The organism is Paenibacillus oleatilyticus, from assembly GCF_018998565.1.
Classification (GTDB): domain Bacteria; phylum Bacillota; class Bacilli; order Paenibacillales; family NBRC-103111; genus Paenibacillus_G; species Paenibacillus_G oleatilyticus.
The window spans coordinates 1-410 of sequence record NZ_JAHNZO010000110.1 but is presented as its reverse complement, the minus strand read 5'-3'; the positions used below and the strand labels follow the sequence as shown (position 1 = coordinate 410).

1 pseudogene is annotated in these 410 nt (G+C 38.3%); it reads right to left on the bottom strand.

What is annotated here, in order from left to right:
- A pseudogene (locus tag KQX66_RS36520) lies at positions 1 to 209 on the bottom strand (serine hydrolase); the annotation flags it as partial.
- Positions 210 to 410 lie beyond the last annotated feature (201 nt).

Below are 410 nucleotides of genomic sequence, written 5' to 3'. Positions count from 1 at the left end.
TCTTTTACACCGGCGTTATCTGATAAAACAATGGATCCCTTATCCATAATGGCATACTGCACACCACTTGCACCAGATACGGAAAGGAGCTTCGAAGCTAGCACCTGTGCCCTTTCTTTTACAGTAACCGGTTCCGTCCCAGCAAAAGCAGAGGTGACCGGTATGGTAATAAGCATAGCGGTCATTACTACAGAAACCATTCTCTTCATTATTCATTCCTCCTCGTAATTTTTTTCTAGATTGTACTTACTGAATTTATCATACATGGAAGAAGGTTGCTGTATTCAAAACCGCCCTGAAACGAAAAAAACAATCCCTAAACAACATATTGTTCAAGGATTGTTTGTTTAAAATGTACGGAGAAATCTATTTATTCTTCAATTCAATTTTAAATACATCACCCGCTTTTC